Origin of the sequence: Cellulomonas soli, assembly GCF_013409305.1 — a bacterium.
Lineage (GTDB): Bacteria > Actinomycetota > Actinomycetes > Actinomycetales > Cellulomonadaceae > Cellulomonas > Cellulomonas soli.
This window is the reverse complement of record NZ_JACBZJ010000001.1, coordinates 3050381-3067056: the sequence shown is the minus strand read 5'-3', so window position 1 is coordinate 3067056 and position 16676 is coordinate 3050381. Positions and strand designations below refer to the sequence as shown.

15 protein-coding genes and 1 tRNA gene are annotated in these 16676 nt (G+C 72.4%); 1 reads left to right on the top strand and 15 read right to left on the bottom strand.

Going from position 1 to position 16676, the window contains the following annotated elements:
• Positions 1 to 33: 33 nt before the first annotated feature.
• The 4 genes from BKA22_RS14090 to BKA22_RS14075 all read right to left on the bottom strand — a co-directional run bounded on the left by BKA22_RS14090 (position 34) and on the right by BKA22_RS14075 (position 5547).
• Complete coding sequence (locus BKA22_RS14090; RefSeq protein WP_179561789.1) at positions 34 to 1389, bottom strand: ABC transporter substrate-binding protein; 1356 nt, start codon at positions 1387 to 1389, stop codon at positions 34 to 36.
• Positions 1390 to 1462: 73 nt separating this feature from the next.
• Positions 1463 to 2389 carry a carbohydrate ABC transporter permease gene (locus BKA22_RS14085; protein ID WP_146953023.1) on the bottom strand — a complete coding sequence of 309 codons (927 nt, stop codon included), beginning with the start codon at positions 2387 to 2389 and terminating at the stop codon, positions 1463 to 1465.
• 13 nt (positions 2390 to 2402) lie between these two features.
• Entirely contained in the window at positions 2403 to 3356 is a 954-nt protein-coding gene (locus BKA22_RS14080; RefSeq protein WP_146953024.1) for a carbohydrate ABC transporter permease, read from the bottom strand.
• Between the two features lie 28 nt (positions 3357 to 3384).
• A complete protein-coding gene (locus BKA22_RS14075) occupies positions 3385 to 5547 on the bottom strand; it encodes an alpha-galactosidase (protein WP_146953025.1) in 2163 nt (720 codons plus the stop codon).
• 133 nt (positions 5548 to 5680) lie between these two features.
• Here BKA22_RS14075 and BKA22_RS14070 point away from each other — a divergent pair, with 133 nt between their 5' ends.
• The gene (locus BKA22_RS14070; RefSeq protein ID WP_223203580.1) at positions 5681 to 6808 is read left to right on the top strand and encodes an ROK family transcriptional regulator; all 1128 of its coding nucleotides are present in this window, start codon (positions 5681 to 5683) and stop codon (positions 6806 to 6808) included.
• A 225-nt stretch (positions 6809 to 7033) separates the two neighbouring features.
• Here BKA22_RS14070 and BKA22_RS14065 read toward each other — a convergent pair whose 3' ends face one another.
• From BKA22_RS14065 to BKA22_RS14015, 11 genes are all read right to left on the bottom strand, one after another.
• The gene (locus BKA22_RS14065; RefSeq protein ID WP_146953027.1) at positions 7034 to 8311 is read right to left on the bottom strand and encodes a site-specific integrase; all 1278 of its coding nucleotides are present in this window, start codon (positions 8309 to 8311) and stop codon (positions 7034 to 7036) included.
• A 387-nt stretch (positions 8312 to 8698) separates the two neighbouring features.
• A tRNA-Ala gene (locus BKA22_RS14060) sits at positions 8699 to 8771 on the bottom strand.
• 73 nt (positions 8772 to 8844) lie between these two features.
• Entirely contained in the window at positions 8845 to 9540 is a 696-nt protein-coding gene (locus tag BKA22_RS14055; protein WP_146953028.1) for a histidine phosphatase family protein, read from the bottom strand.
• Positions 9537 to 9923: a ribosome silencing factor gene (rsfS, locus tag BKA22_RS14050; RefSeq protein WP_146953029.1), complete on the bottom strand. Its 387-nt coding sequence runs from the start codon at positions 9921 to 9923 to the stop codon at positions 9537 to 9539. Before rsfS ends, BKA22_RS14055 begins: the two co-directional genes overlap by 4 nt.
• 62 nt (positions 9924 to 9985) lie before the next feature.
• Positions 9986 to 11293 carry a hypothetical protein gene (locus BKA22_RS14045; protein ID WP_146953030.1) on the bottom strand — a complete coding sequence of 436 codons (1308 nt, stop codon included), beginning with the start codon at positions 11291 to 11293 and terminating at the stop codon, positions 9986 to 9988.
• Positions 11290 to 11898, bottom strand: coding sequence for a nicotinate-nucleotide adenylyltransferase (nadD, locus tag BKA22_RS14040; RefSeq protein WP_146953031.1), 609 nt, complete (start codon positions 11896 to 11898; stop codon positions 11290 to 11292). The genes BKA22_RS14045 and nadD overlap by 4 nt, the downstream gene beginning before the upstream one ends.
• A 40-nt stretch (positions 11899 to 11938) precedes the next feature.
• Positions 11939 to 12094 carry a hypothetical protein gene (locus tag BKA22_RS14035; RefSeq protein ID WP_179561788.1) on the bottom strand — a complete coding sequence of 52 codons (156 nt, stop codon included), beginning with the start codon at positions 12092 to 12094 and terminating at the stop codon, positions 11939 to 11941.
• Between the two features lie 117 nt (positions 12095 to 12211).
• Complete coding sequence (locus BKA22_RS14030; RefSeq protein WP_146953032.1) at positions 12212 to 13543, bottom strand: glutamate-5-semialdehyde dehydrogenase; 1332 nt, start codon at positions 13541 to 13543, stop codon at positions 12212 to 12214.
• Positions 13540 to 14724 (bottom strand): LLM class flavin-dependent oxidoreductase, encoded by a 1185-nt coding sequence (locus BKA22_RS14025; protein WP_146953033.1) that lies wholly within the window; start codon positions 14722 to 14724, stop codon positions 13540 to 13542. The genes BKA22_RS14030 and BKA22_RS14025 overlap by 4 nt, the downstream gene beginning before the upstream one ends.
• The gene (locus tag BKA22_RS14020) at positions 14721 to 16118 is read right to left on the bottom strand and encodes an amidohydrolase (RefSeq protein WP_223203581.1); all 1398 of its coding nucleotides are present in this window, start codon (positions 16116 to 16118) and stop codon (positions 14721 to 14723) included. Before BKA22_RS14020 ends, BKA22_RS14025 begins: the two co-directional genes overlap by 4 nt.
• Positions 16108 to 16638: a rhodanese-like domain-containing protein gene (locus BKA22_RS14015; protein ID WP_146953034.1), complete on the bottom strand. Its 531-nt coding sequence runs from the start codon at positions 16636 to 16638 to the stop codon at positions 16108 to 16110. The genes BKA22_RS14020 and BKA22_RS14015 overlap by 11 nt, the downstream gene beginning before the upstream one ends.
• Positions 16639 to 16676: the final 38 nt, after the last annotated feature.

The window sequence follows — 16676 nt, the reverse complement described above, 5'->3', positions numbered from 1 at the left end:
GGTCGCCCGGGGCTCCGCGTCACGCTCGGGGTGTCAGCCGTTCGATGCGAGGATCTCCTGGCTCTGCGCGTCCATCTCCGCGAAGATCGAGGAGTCGGCGGCCCCGGACCAGAACGACTCGGACATCGGGTTGACGACGCTCTCGATCTCCGTGCCGCCGCTGTACAGCGGGGCCTCCCACAGCGTGTCGTCCTTGAGCTGGACGGTGAACGCGCTCAGGTCGACGCCCTGCTCGGCGAGCGTGGCCTCGGAGGCGTCCATGGCCGCGGGGATCGAGGGCAGGAACGTGCCGTCGGCGCCGGCCAGCGTCTGGCACTCCTCGGTGCCCATGTACGAGATCCACTTCCAGGTCTGGTCCTGGACCTTCGACCCTGCCCAGATCGAGTCGGCCATCGAGCCGGACAGCGCCGCCCGCGTGCCCTCCGGGCCGATCACCGAGGGCGCGGTGGCGACCGGGACCCCGTCGAGGTTCGCCATCGTGGTCACGTTCCACGAGCCGGCCTGCACCATCGCGGTGGTCTTCGAGCCGAGCTGCTCGGCGGTACCGACGGTGACCTCGCCGTAGCCGGGGGTGTAGCCCTTGTCGACCAGGCTCATGATCCACTCGGCCGTCGCGACGAAGTCGGGGTCGCTGTACTGGAACGTGGTGGGCCAGTTCTGCTCGTCGGCCAGCGTCCAGCCCGTCGTGGGCGCGAACTGGGCCCAGGTGTCCTGACCGTTGATCCCGCCGCCGGTGAGGGTGCTCATGCCGTAGACGGCGACGTTCTCCTTGTCGAACCCGGGCTCGTCGCCGCGCACGCCGTTCGCGTCGACGGTCAGACGTGCCACGACCTGCTCGAACGTGCCCCCGTCGGTGGGGTTCCACGTCATCGAGCCGAGGTCGTCGGCCGTCAGGCCGGCCTCGGCCACCATGTCGGTGTTGTAGAAGAAGGCGATCGTGGACCAGTCCTTGGGCAGCCCGTAGACCTCGCCGTCCTTGTACTCGCCCCAGGTGTTCAACCCCACGGCGTACTGGCTCATGTCGAACCCGTCGGCCTCGATGTAGTCACCCAGCGCCAGCAGCTGCCCCTGGTCGGCGAACTCCGGGTAGTAGGACGGGTGGTTCTGGAAGGCGTCGGGGGCGTTGCCGCCCACGAACCCGGCGGTGATCTTCGTCCAGTAGTCGTCCCAGGCGTACTGCTCGATCTTCACGTCGATGGTCGGGTTCGCCTCCTCGAACGGCTGCTCGCACTTACCGTAGGAGAGGGCCTGCTTGTCGTCCCAGGTCCACCAGGTCACCTGGGTCTTGCCGTCGGCCGCGCCGTCGTCGCCGCCGCCCGAGCAGGCAGCGAGCGGTGCGATGACCGCGAACGCGGCCAGGGCGGCCAACGTGATCTTGCGAGTGTTCACCGTGACTCCTTCATTGGGGTGTGGTGCGATCTGCGATGCGAGGGAAGGTCGAGCGGGGTGGTGCGGGTCAGGCTCAGCGGAAGCCGGAGAAGCCCAGCGAGTTGACGATCCGGCGGCCGAAGACCATGAAGACCAGGAGCATGGGCAGCGCGGCGAACAACGCGGCGGCCATGAGTCCGGCCCAGTCGGGCTGCGCCTGGGGCGAGGACTGCTTGAACACGGCCAGCGCCAGCGTCAGCGGCTGGGTGGACTCGTCCGAGGTGATCAGCAGCGGCCAGAAGTAGTCGTTCCAGTAGCCGATGAACCCCAGGACCGACAGCGTCGTGATGGGGCCCGCGGACAGCGGCATGGTGATCCGGAAGAACACGCGCAGCCGACTGGCACCGTCGAGCAGCGCCGCCTCCTCGATCTCCCCGTTCATGCCGAGGAAGAACTGGCGCAGGAAGAAGATGTTGAAGGCGGAGAAGAACGCCCCCGGCAAGATCAGGCCGGCGAAGGAGTTCATCAGCCCGAGTTCCTTGATGAGCACGAAGTTCGGCAGCAACGTGAGGATGCCGGGCACCATCAGCGCGGTGAACAGGACGCGGAAGACCACGTCGCGACCCCGCCACTGCAGCCGGGCGAAGGCGTACGCGGCGAGGGAGGCGAAGAAGACCTGGCAGAACGTCGCCACGCCGGCGTAGATGATCGAGTTGCGGATCGGCAGCGCAAGGCTGATCGATGCCCCCGAACCACCTTCGGCCACGGCCTCGGCGCCGGTCTGCATGCCCAGGACCCGCTGGAACGCACCCCACGAGAAGTCCACGGGCACCAGCGAGCTGGGAGAGGCGAGCAGTCCGGCGTTGCTGGACAGCGCGGTGCGCAGCATCCAGTAGATCGGGAAGACCGTGCCCGCGACGACCAGGGCCAGGTAGACCCAGGCGACGACCCGCCCGGGTCGGCGCGGCTGGCGGGAGCGTCGGGTGATCAGGGAGCGGTGGGGTGCCACGAGAGTCGACATCGTCCGTGTCCTTTCAGCCCTGGTCGGACTCGTCGGCGCGCAGCAGGCGCATCTGGAGGAAGGAGATGACCAGGAGCATCGCGAACAGGGCCATCGACATGGCCGAGGCGTACCCGAAGTCGAACTGACCGAACGCCTTGTCGTAGATCAGCATCTGCAGGACCAGCGAGGCGTTGGCCGGACCACCCTTGGTGCTCACGGCGACGATGTCGAAGACCTGGAACGCGCCGATGACGGTGAGCACGAGGACCATCGCCATGATCGGCCGCAGCAGCGGCAGCGTGATCCTGCGGAACATCGCCAGCTCACCGGCCCCGTCGAGCTTGCCGGCCTCGTACACCTGCACCGGGATGGTCTGCAGGCCCGCGAAGATCAGGATCGTGGTGTATCCGGCGGTCTTCCACACGGTGATCAGCGAGAGCGCGGGGATCACCCAGTGGCGGTCGGACAGGAACGCGACGGCGTCGATGCCGATCCGTTCGAGGAACAGGTTCACGATCCCGAACTGCGCGTCGAGCATCCACGACCAGACCACGGCGGCCACGACGTTGGAGATGAGGAACGGCAGGATCACGACGCTGCGCAGCACGGTCGAGGCGGTCAGGCGGTGCAGGACCACCGCGGTGGCCAGAGACACCGCCATGGTGAGTACGACCGTGAGCACCACGAAGTACAGGGTTGTGACGACCGAGCCCCAGAACTGGGCGTCGTGCGCGAGCTTGACGTAGTTGTCGAAGCCGACCCACTCGGCCGGTGAGAGCACCCGGTAGTCGGTGAAGCTCAGGTACATGCCGCGCAGCGTCGGGTAGGCGGCGAAGACCAGGAAGCCGAGGATGGACGGTGCCACGAAGATCCAGGCCAGCCGGGCGTCCCCTCGACGCGCGGCCGCCGTCGCGCCGGTGGTCTGCCGCACGCGCCGCGGGATGCGCGCGCGGCCTCGCGGTGGTGTCTGCTGCAGGGTCGTCATCACAGGACTCCTTCGTCGTGATCGGCAGCTAGCGGAGGGCGTCCGCGCGCAGCAGGAACAGCCGTTCGGGCAGCAGCGGGAGCATCTGGAGACCGACCTGCTCGAGCTGTCGGCCCGTGAGCGCGACACCGTCGCTCGCCCACAACGGCAGGGGCCGCGTCTCGTCACCGTCGCCGGGCGTCACCAGGGTGAGCGTGTAGGTCGTGTCCGGATCCAGGCCCGGCAGGGTCAGGGGCCCGGGCGGCCACGTCACCGATCGACGCACCATCGTCACGGCGAACACGGCCTGGTCGCGGTCCGTCGAGACGACGCCGTGCGCCACGACGGCCGGGTCCGGGTGGTCGACGTTGACGACCGTCCCGGAGTGCAGCAGGTCGCGGTGCGCACGGTAGAACGCCACCCACGCGGCGACCTCGTCGGTCTCCTCGTCGGACAGCGCCGTCAGGTCCGACTCGATGCCCAGGTGGCCGAAGACCGCGGTGCCCGCGCGCAGCTGCATGCCGTGCCGACGCCCCGTCGTGTGCGCGGGCGACGGGCCGATGTGCGCGCCGATGAGCTCGGGCGGCAGCAGCAGCTGCGTCCAGCGCTGGATCTCGACCCGCTCGAGGGCGTCGTTGCAGTCGCTGGCCCACACCCGGTCGGTGCGCTCGAGGATCCCCAGGTCGACCCGGCCGCCGCCGGAGGCGCACGACTCGAACTCCACGCCCGGGTGGCGGCGCCGCAGCTCGTCGAGCATCGCGTACACCGCGAGCGTCTGAGCGTGGATGGCCGGACGGCCGTCCGGGTGGTGACCGGCCTCCACCAGGGTGCGGTTGTGGTCCCACTTGACGTACCCGATGTCGTAGGCAGACAGCAGGTCGTCCAGCGCGGAGAGGATGTGGTCCCAGGCCTCGGGGTGCGTCAGGTCCAGGCCGTGCTGGAACCGCGCCGGGCTGGCCAGTCGGCCCCCGGTCGTGAAGACCCACTCGGGGTGCGCGCGGGCGAGGTCGGAGTCGAGGTTGACCATCTCCGGCTCGACCCAGATGCCGAACTGCATCCCCCGACCGCGCACGTGGTCGACGAGCGGTCCCAGGCCGTCCGGCCACGCCTCCGGCGAGACCTGCCAGTCGCCCAGGCCGCTGGTGTCGTCGCGGCGGGAACCGAACCAGCCGTCGTCGAGCACGAACCGCTCGACCCCGGCCTCGGCCGCCGCGTCCGCCAGGGCGGTCAGCCGGGCGAGGTCGTGGTCGAAGTACGTGGCCTCCCACGTGTTGACGAGCACGGGCCGCGGCGAGCGGGGGTGCTGCGGACGCGCGCGCAGGTAGGTGTGGAAGCGCCCGGCGAGCTGGTCCAGGCCTTCGCCGTACGAGGCGTAGACCCAGGGGCTCTCGTACGACTCCCCCGCGCCGAGCACGATCTCGCCCGGCTGCAGGAGCTCGCCGGCGCCGAGCACGCGGGCCCCGTTGGGGATGCGCTCGGCGTACAGGTCCTGGTTGCCGCTGAACCCCAGGTGCACGCCCCAGACCTGCCCGGAGCGGAACGCGAACCCCTGCCGCCCGGCGATCATGAGGTACGGCGAGTCGAGCCCGGGTCGGCCCTGGCGGACCTCGCGGGCGTGCAGGCCCATGGTGAACGGCTGGCGCTGGGGTACGCGCTCGACGGTGTGGCGACCTGTGAAGTCCAGCAGCTCGTCGGCCTGCGCCGGCACGGGCAGGGCGACCCGCAAGGCACTGACCTCGTACTCCTCGTCGGCGGTGTTCGTCAGCGCGACGCGCAGCCGCAGCAGGCCGGAGGCGTCGAGCTCGAGCTCGTGGCGTAGCGCCAGGCCCGCAACGGGGTCGACGGCGCCCGAGACGATGCGCTGCGCGCGGTCGGCGTCCTCGCGCACGTGCTGCACGTCGGTGAAGAGCGGTGACCAGTCACGTCCGCGGCGCGAGCCGAGCACCCCGGGGCGTCCGAGCCACCCCGCGTGGAAGGCCGGGACAAGGGTCGCGTCCCGGGACACCTCGTACGTGTTGTGGGTCAGCGGCGGGACGGCCGCGACGTCGAGGGCGGCCAGCGCGTCCTCACCGAGGTCCCCGAGGTCGGCGCCCCAGTGCACCAGGTGCGGCATCCGCTCGGCGGAGGTCACCACGACCACGCTCACACCTGCGGCCCGCAGGTGGTGGTACGTGCGGCCATGGACGTCACCGGGGAGGAAGCCTCGTTGCATGGATTCTTTCTACCACGGAAAGAACAGAGGCGGCAAGAGGGCCCATCGGAGACATCGCGCGGCGTAGCGCCCCTCCGGTGGCCGAACTTGTGTCACAGTGAAGCCAACGTGCTGCTGACGGAGGTTGCTTGTGGTGGTGGAGAACGCGGATGCCAGGCCCGACGTGGCCCGGGAGATCGCGCGTGAGGTGCTCGTGCACGGTCCGGTCGAGCGTTCCGAGCTCGGACGCCGGCTCAACCTCTCGCCCGCCAGCCTCACCCGGCTGTGCAAGCCCTACTTCGACGCCGGCCTGTTCATCGAGCGCCAGGAGGTGCAGCGCGCCACCGTCGGGCGGCGCCCGCGCCCCATCGACGTCCGCGTCGAGGCACGCACGTTCGTCGGCATCAAGCTCACCGGCGACGACGCCATCGGGGTGCTGACCGACCTGCGCGCCAACGTGCTGCGCACCGAGCAGATGCCACTGCGCGGCCTGTCGCTCGCCGGGGTCGTCGACCAGCTCGAGGTCCTCGTCAAGACCCTGACCCAAGGCGCGCGCGTCGACGGGGTCGGCATCAGCCTCGGCGGCCGGGTGCGCGACCGGCGGGTGGTGACCCAGGCCGTCTTCCTCGGCTGGGAGGACGTCGCCCTCGCCGACGCGCTCGAGTCCGTCCTGGGCGTGCCCGTGCGGGTCGAGAACGATGTCGTCGCGCTCATGGCCGCCGAGCACTGGTTCGGACCGGCGCGCGCCCTCGACTCCTTCGCGCTGGTGACCATCGGCGCCGGCGTGGGCTACGCCCTCGTGATCCGCGGCGAGATCGTCACCAGCCCCGACGTCGGGCTCGCGCCCATGGGGCACGCACCCCTGGAACCCAACGGTCCGCTGTGCGAGCGCGGGCACCGCGGCTGCGCCACCGCCGTGCTCACGATCCCCGGGATGTGCGCCCAGGTCGCGTCGGTCCGCGGCGCGCCCGTCACGTTCGAGGAGATCCTGCACGACGCCAGGCACGGCGACGTGGTCTCCACCTCGGTCGTCCAGGCTTCCGCACGCGCGCTCGGCCGCCTGGTCGCCTGGATCGCGAACGCGACCACCGTGACCACCGTCGTGCTCTCCGGCGAGGGCAACGGCCTGTTCGGGGCAGCCGAGCAGACCGTGCGTGACGCCTGTGCGGACGACCGTCAGCCCGAGTCCCACCCCGTGCAGTTCATCGTCGAGGAGCCCGACTTCATCATGTGGGCGCGCGGCGCCGCAGCCGTGGCGATCCAGGACGTCGTCGTGGGCTGAGCCGCCTCGCGCTCAGGCCGTCACCCGGAGGACTCATGCCGGGACCCCGTGGAGGTGGCGCCGGCTGGCACGACTCCCGTCACGGCCGCGCCTCGCTGATGCCCGCGGCAGGATGGCCCGCGATCACGGCGGTCACTCAGACCTGGCAGGCATCGACCGCCACCAGGTCGAGCGCATGCACAGGACACCTCCTCCGTAGCAAGGCCTTCGTGCCCACACTTGGTGTCAGGCACCCTCACCACCGGCGTCCTGCCGGTCGATCACCTCGAGGGCATCGGTCTCCTCGTCGCTGGCGCCCGCGGCCAGGGGCACACCGTCCGGGTCGACCGGCCGAAGCGCTCGTTCCAGGACGCGAGCCGGGGCCATGTCGATCGACAGGTCGGGCGCGACATAGTGGCCCTCGGTGACCGCGGTGCTGGTGTGCCCGAGGAACGCGGCCGCCGCATCGATGCCCAGTCCGCGCGCCAGGACAGTCGCACCGGTGCGCCGGTACCAGCGGGGTGTGATCCCTGAGTCCGCCAGGCCCGCGTCCCGCAGGAACTCGCGGAAGGTGCGGCGCAGGTTGTGCAGGGTGATCACGCCGCCGTTGCGGTTGTGGAATATGGTGACCTCTCGCTGGTCAGGTCCCATCGCACCGATCCGTCGGCGCAGCACCTGCGCGGCGAACTCCGGCACGGCGATGCTCCGGTTCGAGGCGTCAGTCTTCGGCTGGTCCTGGCGGAAGTCGGCCCTCCGCTGCCGGCGCACCACTGTCCCTCGCACGTGAACCACCATGCCCTGCCGTGTCTCGCGCACGTCGCACGGGCGCAGCGCGAGGACCTCCCCGGGGCGCATGGAGGTGCCCAGCAGCACCTCGCAGATGTCGCGGACCTTCCCGTCGGGCTTGGGCCCAGCCAGTGCCGCCCCGGACCGCCAGTTGTCCGCGGCGGCCCGGATGGCCTGCACCTGCTCCAGGGTCATGGCCTGGATCTCGCGCTTGGGCCGGTTCAGCGGCGAGGTTCCCTCGACCGGGTTGCGGGCGATGGCGTCGTGCCGCAGCGCGAAGGCGAACAGCTGGTTGAGCAGGCTGCGGGTGTGCTTGGCGCGGGAGTAGGACAGCGCGGCCTGCTGGCGCAGGAACCACTCGACGCGACCGGTCGTGATCTCGCCCAGCACGTACCGCTCGAACGCGGGGCGCACGTGCAGGCGCAGGTCGTCGCGGTAGTTGGCCTTGGTGCCCTCGGAGATGTCCCGCAGCTCCAGGTCGGCCAGCCACAGCCGACACAGGTCGCCGAACGGGCTGGCCACGCTGAGCAGTCCCCCGCTGCCGTACCCGGCCCGGTCGACCAACCGCTCCTGCAACCGGGTGCGCGCCCGGCGCTGGCTGGAACCGACGGCGGTCACCTTGCGCAGGCGCCCGTCCAGGTCCCGGTACCGGGTCGAGGCCCGGTACCGGCCGCCCAGGTCGGTCAGCAGCACCTCGCCGAACGTGCCGATCGGGGTGCGTGGGCGCCCATGCCTCACGGCTCACCTCGCCGGTGGTGGCGTTCCCCGTCGGCGGCCTCCATGCCGGCGATCCAGGCCTCGACCTCGCTCAGCCGGAACCGGATCTGCCGGCCGACCCGGAAGCCGCGCGGCCCACGGCCCTTGGACCGCAGGTCCTACAACGCCTGGCAGCTCACCGACAGGGAGGCGGCCAGCTCGGACAGGGTCATCGACGGCTCGGTGGCCGCCCGCGTGGTGGTGTCCATGCCAGCAGGTGTGCGGCGCACGTCCAAGACGCCACGAGGGGGCCCGAGACCAGGCCTCGCAGGGTCGAGCCCGTGCAGGTTTCTGTCCAGTAAAAGTCCAGTGGCCACGTCGATCTCCTGGTTTCAGGATCTCAACGTGGCCTCTGACCTGGTACTTCGGTGGAGCTGAGGGGATTCGAACCCCTGACCCCCTGCATGCCATGCAGGTGCGCTACCAGCTGCGCCACAGCCCCGTGGTCCATCGAGATGGACCCCGTTCGCCCTTGCGGGCGCTCGGAGAGTTTAGAACGATCGGGAGCCGAAACGCTAATCGGGGTCCCGGGTCCCGGCGTCGGCCTCGGAGGTGACCTCGTCGGGACCGGCATCCCAGTCGGACGAGGCGTCGAGCGGGCCGACGTTGTAGCCGGTGAGCCGCCACGCCGGTTCGGCGCCCGGGCCGGTCGCGACGAGCTCGGCCCAGTGGGCGTTCGACATGCCCGTGATGCCCCGCCACTCGGCGTCCATCCCGATGAGCACGTTCACGGCGGTCGAGATCGCCGCACCGTGGGCGACGAGGACGAGGGTGTCGCGCTTGTCGAGCGTGGCGGCGTGCTCGCCGACGGCCTCCAGCACGCGCACGGCGACCGCGCGCCTCGGCTCTGCCTCAACCCCGGCGGGATCGGTGTGGTTGCGCCAGTGCGCGAACTCCACCGGCCAGCCGGCCTGGATCTCCTCGCCGGTCAGCCCTTCCCACAGGCCGAAGCTGCGCTCGCGCAGCCGGGGGTCGAGCTCGACCTCGACGCCGCTGAGCGCGCCGAGGTAGCCGGCGGTCTCGCGGGCACGGACGAGGTCGGAGGTGATGATGCGCGCCGGCGTGCGGCGGCGCAGCAGAGCGGGCGCGGCCGTGGCGGCCTGCCAGTGCCCGACGTCGTCCAGCGGGATGTCGATCTGCCCCTGGAGGCGCGCGTCCGCGTTGTACGCGGTCCGGCCGTGCCGCCAGAGGACCAGACGACCCGCGGTCACGCGTGCGCCTCGTCGGCTCCTCGCGCGTCGGCGGGCAGCTCGATGACCGGGCAGTCCTTCCACAGGCGCTCGAGCGCGTAGTAGACCCGGTCCTCCTGGTGCTGCACGTGCACGACGACGTCGCCGAAGTCGATGAGCACCCAGCGGCCCTGCCCCTTGCCCTCACGGCGGACAGGCTTGGCTCCGAGCTTGAAGAGGGCCTCCTCGACGGCGTCGACGATCGCGCCGACCTGCCGCTCGTTGGTGCCCGAGGCGATGAGGAAGACGTCGGTGAGCACGAGCTGCTCGCTGACGTCGAGCGCGATGATCTCCTCGGCCTTGATGTCGGCGGCTGCGCGGGCCGCCGCGATGGTCAGCTCGATGGCGCGTTCGGTCGCGGGCACGGGTCTCCTCGGAGTGGTTCGGGGCACGACGTACGGGGTACGGCGCGCGGGTGCGGCGTACGTCAGGTGGACGACGCCACGTCGTTGCTGTCAGGGCTGTCGGGGCCGGATGCCAGGGCGAGCGTCGTCAGGGTCGTGCCCGACGGCCCGCTGGTCGCGGTGCCCTCGGTCGACGTGCCCTTGTTGGCGAGCAGCATGATGAGGAAGCCGAGCACGAACGCCACGATCGCCAGCACCGTCAGGTGCAGCCAGGTGTACGGGTGGCGCTTGCGCGCCTTGTCGCGGACGTCGTCCAGGTCGTCCTCGTCCCACGTGCGCGCCGAGCGCGCGGGAGCCTGATCGGCCTCGGCCGGCTCCGCGCCCGCGAACGACGGCCGGTCCGCACCCCAGCGGGGAGCAGGAACCTCTGCGGCCTGAGGCGCGATCGTGGGCGCCGCTGCGGGGCTCTCGGCCGCCTGACCCGCCGTCGGCCAGGCGGGCGCGGCCGACGGGGCGGGAGCGGCCGGGGCGGCCGACCACGCGGGAGCAGCCTGAGGCGCCGGTGGCGACTGGTGCGTCGACGACGCCCAGGCCGTCGACGCCGCGGGAGCGGCGGTGGGCCACGCCGAGGCGGCGGTCGGGGAGACCCCGGGGCCCGGGCCCGCCGGGGCGGGCGCCGCGGGCGACGGCTGCGCGCCCCACGCCGAGGTGCGGGACGCCGGACCGGCCTGCTGAGCGGGCGGCTGCCCGTCCGTGGGGCGTCCGCTGCCGTACGCGGCCGGCTGCGGCGGTGCCGCCGGCTGCCGCACGGCGCTCGGGTACCCGGAGGGGGCGGCCTGCTGCGCGGGGGCCTGCGACCAGGGCGAGGACGGCTGCACGGCCTGGGCAGGCGGCGACGTCGGCGGCCACTCGGCCGGGGCGGCGGGCGGCGCCTGGGGTGCGGGTCGTGCCGGCGCCGGGTTCACGGGGGGGCGCATGGGTGCGGCCTGGGGCCGCGCCTGCGGCGCCGGGGCGACGGGGGCGGCCGACCAGGTCGGGGCTGCGGCGGCGGGTGCCTGCTGCGGCATGGTGCGCGGAGGGCCCGAGGTCGGGTCGAGCGAGGTGTCGCGGATGGTCCGGCGGGAGCGCGACACGGAGGTCGGCTCCATCGTCCCCGGCACCACGTACGGGGCGTCGCCGGCGCCGTAGCCGTCCGGCCCGACCGACGGCACGGGTGCGCCACGCATGGCACGCCTCGACGACGGCGTGCCGTCGCCGCCGTGATCCGCCGGGGCCGCCGGTCCGCCGGCAGGACCGGCGGGCCACTGCGGCGTGGCCCCGTACTGACCCTCGACCTGCTCCGGACCGCGCTGGAGGTCGCGACGGCGCCGCCGCTCTCCCGGTTCACTCATGACTGACCTCGATACAACCTGTGCTTCGCGATGTACTGGACGACCCCGTCAGGGACGAGGTACCAGACCGGTTCGCCCGCGCGTGCCCTCGCGCGGACGTCTGTCGAGGAGATCGCCAGGGCGGGGATCTCCAGCAGGCTCACCCGGTCGTCGGGCAGACCGGCGACCGACAGCGCATGGCCGGGGCGGGTGACCGCCACGAAATGCGCCATGTCGAACAGCTCCCCCGCATCCTTCCACGTGAGGATCTGCTCGACGGCGTCGGCGCCGGTGATGAAGAAGAGATCGGCATCCGGGCGCTGCGCCCTGAGGTCCCGGAGCGTGTCGACCGTGTACGTCACCCCGTCACGCTCGATGTCGACCCTGCTGACCGTGAACCGCGGGTTCGACGCGGTCGCGATGACCGTCATCAGGTAGCGGTGCTCGGCGACCGTCACGTCCTGGTCGAGCTTGAACGTCGGCAGCCCGGTCGGCACGAAGATCACCTCGTCGAGGTCGAAGCGTGCCTGCGCCTCGCTCGCCGCGACCAGGTGCCCGTGGTGCACCGGGTCGAAGGTGCCGCCCATGACGCCGACGCGGGGTCGACCGGGGTGCACCTGGGTCATCGGTTCCTTGGTCCTTCGTGGGTCACGGGACGCCACCGCGTCAGTGACGCGTCCCGACGCTGCGGAACGCGTACGTGACCAGCAGCATCGCCACCAGGCCGACGAACGCCCCGACGCCGAAGACGACCGGCGGGAACGGCAGCGTGGAACCGGTCTCCGCGGCTTGCTCCGCGGCGGCGATCAGGGCAGCGTGCACGTCGTCCTCCTGTGGTCGGGAGGACCAAGTGTCGCATGCAGCGCATGCCGCGCGGGTGCTCTCGTCCGGAATGTCACGCCTGCGCGACGAATCCCACAGCGCACGCCCAGCCTGGCCTCAGGGCCGCACGTGCCCGTCGCCGTGGACGATCCACTTCGTGGTCGTCAGCTCGGCCAGGCCCATCGGACCACGCGCGTGCAGCTTCTGCGTCGAGATGCCGATCTCCGCCCCCAGGCCCAGCTGACCGCCGTCGGTGAACCGCGTCGAGGCGTTCACCATCACGGCCGCCGAGTCGACCTCGGCGACGAACCGCTCGGAGGCCGCCAGGTCGCGCGTCACGATCGCCTCGGTGTGACCCGAGCTCCATGCACGGATGTGCTCGAGCGCCTCGTCCAGGTCCTCGACGACCTTCACGGCCAGGTCGAGCGACAGGTACTCGGTGGCCCAGTCCTCGTCGGTGGCCGGGACCACCGACACCTCCTCGGGTGCCAGGCGACGGGACTCGGCGTCCGCGTGGATCGTCACGCCGGCGTCCGCGAGCGCAGCCAGGGCCACCGGCAGGAACTCGTCGGCCACGGCCTGGTGGACCAGCAGCGTCTCGGCGGCGTTGCACACGCCCACGCGCTGCGTCTTGGCGTTGAGGATGATCGGCAGCGCCATCGCCAGGTCGGCGGTCTCGTCGACGTAGACGTGGCAGTTGCCGACGCCGGTCTCCACGACGGGCACCGTCGACTCGCGCACCACGGTCCGGATCAGGTCGGCGCCGCCTCGCGGCACGAGCACGTCGACCAGACCGCGCGCATGCATGAGGGCCACCGCACCTTCCCGGCCCCACGCGTCGATCGACTGCACCAGGTCGCCGGGCAGGCCGTTCTGCTCGAGCGCGGCGGCGAGCACGCCGACGATGACCTCGTTGCTGCGGGCGGCCGCCGAACCGCCCCGCAGGACGACCGCGTTGCCGCTCTTGAGCGCGAGCCCCGCGGCGTCGACCGTCACGTTCGGGCGCGCCTCGTAGATCATGCCGACGACACCCATCGGGACACGGACCTGCCGCAGGCGAAGCCCGTTGGGCAGCGTCGAGCCGCGCACGACCTCACCGACCGGGTCCGGGAGCGCCGCGAGCTCGCGCAGGGCGTCCGCGATGGCCACGATCCGTCCGGGGTCGAGCGCCAGCCGGTCCAGCAGCCCCGCGGACGTCCCTGCCGCCCGGCCGCGCGCGAGGTCCTCGGCGTTCGCCGCCACGATCTCGTCGGTCGACGCCACGAGTGCGTCGGCCAACGCGTGCAGCGCCGCGTCCTTGGTGGAGCGGTTGGCCGTGGCGAGCACGCGCGAGGCGTCCTTGGCGCGGCGTGCGACCGCGCGGACCTGCGCGACGACCTCGTCCGAGGGGCCGTGCGGACCGGCGGCGTCGGAGGAGACCTGCACCGGGGAGTCGACGGTGGCGCTCATCCCGCCAGGGTAGTCCCGACCACGCGAGCCGGATCGGGCGTCCGCCCGGCGGGCACCTGTGCCTGCGAGCCGAGCGGGGGCCCGTCGAACCGGGCCAGCCCGCGGGCGCGACCGGGGTCCTGCGGCCCCCACAGCGTCGTCGACACCTCGCGCCGCACGAGCGGGACGACCTCCTCGGCGAACCGTCGCAGCACGTCGTGCTGCTGCTCGTACGGCAGCACCGGGTTGAGCGAGACCGACTGCAGGTCGTGCCCGTAGGCCCGGTGGTAGTCGAGGATCTTCTCCGCGACACGTTCGGGCGAGCCGACGAGGGCCGGGCCGCGGTCGACCGCGTCCTCGATCGTGGTGAACGAGGACGCCTTGCCGGGCCGCTGGTCGCCACCGTGCCGGACGACCCCCCGCTGCGCGAACGCCTCGTACACCTCCCGGTACTCCTCGGTCGCCTGCTCGGTGGTGTCGGCCAGGAACAGGCCTCCCGAACCGGACCCGACGTAGCCGACCGCCGGGTCGTGGCCGTGGGCCACCAGCTGTTCGCGGTAGCGGTCGATGAGGATTTTGTAGTTCTCGCGCGGCTGGAACGCGTTCGCCGAGACGATCGGCTCGCCGTGGCGGGCCGCCAGGTCGACGGCGAACGTGCTCGTCGCCGACCCGTGCCAGATCCGGAACGGACCGTCGAACGGCCGGGGCAGCGTGGTCGCACCCTCGAGCGAGGGGCGGTGCGTCCCCGCCCAGCGGACGTCCTCCTGGCTCAGCAGCAGCCGCAGCAGCGCGTGGTTCTCCTCCAGGTACTCGTACTGGTGGGCGATGTCGAGGCCGAACAGCGGGAAGTGCTTGTCCTCGTTGCCCTTGCCGATGACGATCTCGAGCCGACCCCGCGAGAGCACGTCGACCGTCGCGTAGTCCTCGGCGACCCGCACCGGGTCGAGCAGCGAGAGCACCGTGACGCCCGTGCTCAGCAGGATCCGGTCCGTCGCCTGCGCCAGCGCGCCGAGCAGCACGGTCGGGGACGAGGACAGGAAGTCGCCCGCATGCCGCTCCCCCACCGAGAACGAGTCGAGCCCGAGCTGTTCGGCCAGCTGAGCGGTCTCCACGACCCGTTCGAGGCGGGTCGAGGTGTCCAGCAGCTCGCCGGTCACGGGATGGGCTGCGTGCGGGACGATGTCCAGGACCTGGAACTTCACGTGAGGTCTCCTTCAGGAGTGCGGGTGAGCGGGTCGACGAAGTACCCCGGCACGTCCAGGACGCCCCCGGCGTCCTCGAAGTCCTGCCGGACCGCCGCGCGCAGCGCCGGGTCGAGCAGGTAGTCCAGGGCCGTCAGTGCGAGCCCCACCGCGCCGTCGACCACCGCGGCGTCCCCCGCGGGGCCCCCTGCGGCGCGGGCGAACTTCCGGGTGTGCAGGGCGACGTCCGGGTCGCCGACCGCGATCATCGGGTGGATGCCGGGGAGCCGGACGCTGACGTTCCCGAAGTCGGTGGACGCCGCGAGGATGTCGGGGACCACGCCGCCCGCGAGCGCCGTGCGACCCTGCGTCGCCTGGTGGCGCGCCCACCGGGCGGCCAACGGGGCGTTGGTGCGCACCGGCAGCGTGAACGGCGCCCGGTCCCACTCCAGCTCGGCGCGGGTCCCGGTCGCGAGCGCCGCCCCGTGGGCGATGTCCCCCAGACGCCCCGACAGGTCGCGCAGCGTCGCCGGGTGCGCCGAACGCAGGTAGTACTCGACGGTCGCCCGTTCGGGTACCACGCTGGGCCGCTCACCCCCCTCGACGACGATGCCGTGCACGCGGTCCGAGGGCGGCAGGTGCTGACGCAGCATCGCGACGGCCTGGTAGTGCAGCGCGACGGCATCGAGGGCGTTGCGGCCCATGAACGGGCTCGCCGAGGCGTGCGCGGCGACCCCGTGGTACGTCACCCGCAGCTGCCGGCGACCGAGGAACGGGTGGTCGACGACGTCGTAGCCGAACGGGTGGACCATGATCGCGGCGTCCACACCGTCGAAGAACCCCGTCCGCGCCAGCAGCTCCTTGCCCGAGCTGCCCTCCTCGGCCGGCGTGCCCAGCAGCAGGAGGCGTCCGGGGAACCGCAGGCCGTCGGCGGCCGCGCGGTGCAGCGCGAGGAACGCGCCGGTGGCCGCCGCGGCGATCAGGTGGTGGCCGCACGCGTGCCCGACGTCCGGCAGGGCGTCGTACTCGGCCAGCACCGCGATCGTCGGTCCGGCGTCGGGACGCACGGCACCGTCGTCCGGTCCGGCCGCGCTCAGCCCGGCCCGCAGCGACGTGCCGAGCCCGTGCGAGCCCACGCTCGCGCGCACCCCTCGGCGCGCCAGAAGGTCGGCCACGGCACCCACCGAACGGACCTCGCCGAACGCCACCTCGGGGTGCGCGTGCAGGTCGCGGGCCAGCGCGAGCACGGGTTCGCGGTCGAGCGCAGCCGCGGCACGTACCCGGCTCTCGGCGGCCGGGTCTGCTCCGGCGAACGGCGAGGCGAGGGGCGTGAACGCGGCACGGCGGCGGTCCGTCTGCGCGCGCAGCCCGTCGAGGAACGCCGTGCTGGGCACCAGCCGGGCGTCAGCGGGCACGCCGCTCCCCCGCCACCTCGGGGCCCGCCCCCGCCGCGCCGTCCGCGGTCGGTGCGAGTGCCTGTGCCGGTGCCTGTGCCGGTACCGGTGCCTGTGCCGGTGGCAGCGTGGGCAGACCGGCCTCGTCCCAGGCGCCGAAGCCTCCCTCGACGTGCACGACGTCGGTGAAGCCTCGGGCGCGCAACGCCGCGGCGACCGGGCCGGATCCCCGCACGGACCCGCACACCACCACGATCGGCGTGTCCAGCGCGAGCACCGGCACCTGCCGGGCGGCCGAGGTCAGGTCGAACGCCTCGTCGAGCGCGTACCGGTCGGTCACCGTCGCGCCGGGGATGCTCCCGGTCGCTGCGCGGCCCGCCTCGCTGCGCACGTCGACGAGGACCGCACCGGCCTGCACGCGCACCGCGGCGGCCTGGGCCGTGACGAGCGGGGCGAGGGCGCCGGCCTCGTCGAGGCTGAGGTCCACCGCGGGCGCGGGCGACGGGGTGGACGGGGTGGACGGGGTCGTGTGGGTGGTCACAGGGAGTCCTTCCGGGGGTTCGACGGGCAGAGCAACGA